The organism is Cytophagia bacterium CHB2 (genome assembly GCA_030263535.1).
Classification (GTDB): domain Bacteria; phylum Zhuqueibacterota; class Zhuqueibacteria; order Zhuqueibacterales; family Zhuqueibacteraceae; genus Coneutiohabitans.
Window position 1 is genome coordinate 1 of record SZPB01000487.1, and the last position, 3,841, is coordinate 3,841.

Here is a 3,841-nt window from a genome sequence, read left to right on the forward strand (position 1 = left end):
TGGGATTTCGGCGATGGCGCAACTTCGACGGAGCAGAGTCCCACGCATCAATACACCCTTTCCGGCGTGTACACCGTAAAATTGACGGTGACCAGCGCGTGCAACTATAACACCGAGACCAAAACGAATTACATCACGGTCAACGGTGTGCCTGCCGGCAATCTCGCGCGCGGCAAGTTGATCACGGCTTCCAGCACGGTTGCGCCTTATTCTCCGGAACGCGCGGCCGATGGCAGCGCGACCTCTTACTGGCGCAGCGGCAGTGCGCCCAAAGCCACACCCAATTCCTGGTTGCGGGTGGATTTAGGAGGGCCCTACTATATCAACCGCGCCGTGGTCAAATGGAGAGACAGTCATTTTGCCAAACGCTATCGTTTTGAAGTTTCAAACACCGGCGGCGATAGCGACAGCGAATGGACCACGGTTTACACCAACAACGCGGGCGAGAGAGGCACGCAAGATGTCACCTTCAGCACACTGTCTCCGGCGCGCTATTTCCGCCTACGCATAGATCAAAACAACAAGAACGACAACGAGATTTTCGAGTTGGAATGTTATGCCGGCAAACCGGCGCTGAACGGCATTACAAAGGGCTTGGCCGCAGTGGAACTGCCCGACCATTTCGAGTTGCAGCAGAACTATCCCAATCCCTTCAACCCCAGCACCACCATGACGTTTGAACTCGCCGACCTGAGTGAGGTGAGGCTGACGATTTATAACAGCACCGGGCAGCTCGTCAACAAATTGGTGGATGGCACATTTGCCCGGGGCCGCCACCAAATTGTCTGGGATGCGACGGATGAGCGAGGCGCGCGCGTGACCAGCGGCGTTTATATCGCGGTATTGCAGGCCAATGGTATCGTGGCGAAGCGCAAACTCGTGTTGACGAAGTAATATCTGAAACAGAGAGTATAAAACGCAAAAGCGTAAAACGTAATTTTGTCTATTATGTTTTACGCTTTTTGTTTTATTCAAGGCCTGTCAACTGTGATAAAATGTTCTTGCAACGGCTTGGCCGTTGCATTAGAACTCAAGCGTTCTCACAACCCCGACGTGGACAAGTCGCAACCAAAAAGAAAATCTCCAAACTAATAGAAAAACTAGTGCACTGTCACCTTAAAAAATATATCCCTCTTCGTTCTGTCATTCCGGAGGGAGCTTGTGAAGTTCTAGGCCTAATGCCGAGTACTTCACAAGATCCCGTCTGGATGACATTTCGAGAGGCACTCCTACAAATTAAGGTGACAGCGTACTAGCCGCTAAGGCGTTTGGCTTTTCAAGCTCAGAACAAAATCCTGAAAGTTTCTGGCAGCATAATTTGCCGACAGACCGATTTGAAATGATTCTATCGATAGATCATGCTGTCCACACAAAACAACAAGGAATCTTGCGTAATTCTCAAGTCGAGTAAATTTTAAAACCGGCACGGCAGCCTTCAAAAAACATTCCGCACCTGTCGGGCAATGCAGGTATTTGCACTTGCCTGTAAAGCGATTTTTTAATACGGTAAAATTTCGGCTGGAGCACCAGGGAAAATTTGTTCGGCTGCAAGGGTACTCCTTCCTCAGAATACCACCTGCAATTACCCACCTTGACTTCCAATTCTACCGCGTGGCCGGCCTGCGCGGGTGACGCAAGAACGTATTACGCACGCTTAAAAAATCGCCACTTCTTGAAAAGAGGCTTGGCGCATGACCGAGAGACGATTATCTTGAAAAATGATCCTGCAACGATCATTCACCCGCTGCGATTTTCAATTCCTCCGCGTCGCCGGCTGGTGCGGGCGGCGCTCGGTATTTCACCACTCCTAAATGAGGAGCACGTATGAAACGTTTCATCACAACGCTTACGGTGTTGGCGGTTATGGTTTTACTCGGCTGCGAAAAATATGAAAGCCCGGTCGCCCCGCCGCAAGAGCAGCAAGTCCAATCAACCTCCACTTTGGATTCCAAAGCCTCGCTGTCCAAACTCAAAGAAAAAATCGAGGCCGGTAAAACCCAAATCGCAGAGCGTGCTGCGGCTTTGAAAATGCAAGCCGCGAAGAAGCGGCAAAACCACGTGCCGCAAATCGCGGCCAGCGGTAAAATTACGGTGCCGAGCAGCGGTTTTCCCACCATTCAATCTGCGGTCGATGCGGCTGCGCCCGGCACCAAGATTATCGTGAAAAACGGGACGTATACGGAAGAGGTGGTCGTTTTCACCGACAACTTGACCATTACGGCGGCGAAAAAAGGCCAGGCCCACCTCATTGGCGGTTTTGTAGTGAGCGGTGTAACCAAAGGCAAGATCGAAGGCTTTGACATCACTGGCACTGTATTTTTAGAAGAGTGCATCCAGGTCGAAGTGAAGGATAACGAGGTGAAGGAAGGCGCTGGAATCACCCTATTTGGAAGCGTAAGCTGCCAGGTGAAGGATAACGTGGTGCATGATATTTTGGATATTGGCTTATTCGCACCGACAGGCATTTCCATTTATTTCGGCGGCAAGCATCTTGTGAAAGATAATGTCGCGCATACGAACATAGTTGGAATTCTTGTGCTGGGCGGTTTGGAAGGGGACACAAATCCCAGCGCCGGCAAGAACGTGATCAGCTCCAACGAGTGTAACGGTAATCAAGCTGGAATTGTGCTGTACGGAAGCCACGAAAACGATCTCGGCGACAACGAGTGCAACTCCAATTTGTTGGTCGGAATTTACCTGTTGCTTGGTTCCGATCGCAACAAGATCGGTTCCAACAACAAGGCCGATATTAACGGGGAATACGGCATTTTGCTGGAAGCCGGTTCGGACAACAACACCTTCAAAAAGAACCGGGCGCGAGGTAACGGCAATTGTGATTTGAACAATCACGGAACCGGCAACACGTTCACGCAAAACAATTTTGGCTCGGTGTGCTCGTAGTCGCGGCGTTGCAATGAATCACTGGCGCGGAGGCTGCACGACCCCGGTGATTTGCCCAAGTCGTTTGATGATGAAGAAGTGATCAGTGATCAGTCGCCAGTGACCAGTTATGAGTTATCGCAGAACTATCCGAACCCATTTAACCCGAGCACGACGATCAGTTTTCAGTTGCCGGTGATCGGTGAAGTCTTGTTGTCGATCTTCAACACGAATGGGCAACTTGTCAAGAAGCTCGCCGCGGGTGAAATGGGTCCGGGACGTCACAATCTCGTCTGGGATGCGACCGATGCGCGCGGCCAGCGCGTGGCGAGCGGCGTGTATCTGTATGTCTTGAAAGCCGGCGAATTTGTCGCCCAGCGCAAGCTCGTGTTGATGAAGTAGCGCGCGTGAAGTTCGACTTGCGCAAAAAGAATTTGGAGTTGATCACGCCAGTGGCGCGCAAGTCGAACTTCGCCCGGCATTGTGCTGACCGGTCGGTTGACCTGGATAGGAGTCATGCGAGCCGGGTGGGGGTGTAGCCGGAAAGCCTGTTTTCGCTCAAAGCACATACTCGAATACAGATGGTTAACCTCATCGATTATCCAATAAAAGCGGTTCTCGGCCACACCGCGAGGCTCTGAAGGGAGAGCGTAAGGCGCAATGAAAAAGATTACGCCTTACGCTCTTTTGCTTTGAACCCGCGCCGGCAGATTCTTCCAGCGTTCCCGCCAATTGATATTGCCCCAACAGCCGCACCCGTCAAACGGCAGTCACAATCTTTTCTTCGCATTTAAACGAAATTTTTGTTGAAATGTCATGTTAATGAAGCTATTTTGCATGTCAAGCCCGTCAATTGTTCCGCCTTAGGATCGACGATTAAATAACTTTCCCAATCTCCAACCGCGAATAGACGCGAATCATCGCGAATTAAAAAGCATTAGCGACCATTCGCGTTGATTAG

At 50.9% G+C, this 3,841-nt stretch carries 3 protein-coding genes; all 3 read left to right on the top strand.

All coding sequences use genetic code 11. The annotated features are described in order from the left end of the window. Window positions 1-894, top strand: an 894-nt coding sequence (locus FBQ85_27700; protein ID MDL1878918.1) for a T9SS type A sorting domain-containing protein, incomplete at its 5' end; no start/stop codon positions are given. Between the two features lie 930 nt (window positions 895-1,824). Further along, complete coding sequence (locus FBQ85_27705; GenBank protein MDL1878919.1) at window positions 1,825-2,901, top strand: hypothetical protein; 1,077 nt, start codon at window positions 1,825-1,827, stop codon at window positions 2,899-2,901. Window positions 2,902-2,922: 21 nt separating this feature from the next. Then, window positions 2,923-3,282, top strand: coding sequence for a T9SS type A sorting domain-containing protein (locus tag FBQ85_27710; GenBank protein MDL1878920.1), 360 nt, complete (start codon window positions 2,923-2,925; stop codon window positions 3,280-3,282). Window positions 3,283-3,841 lie beyond the last annotated feature (559 nt).

What these genes read in the sequence shown, in the direction of transcription:
- FBQ85_27705 (MDL1878919.1), top strand. Translation starts at nt 1,825, where the DNA reads ATGAAACGTTTCATCACAACGCTTACGGTGTTGGCGGTTATGGTTTTA.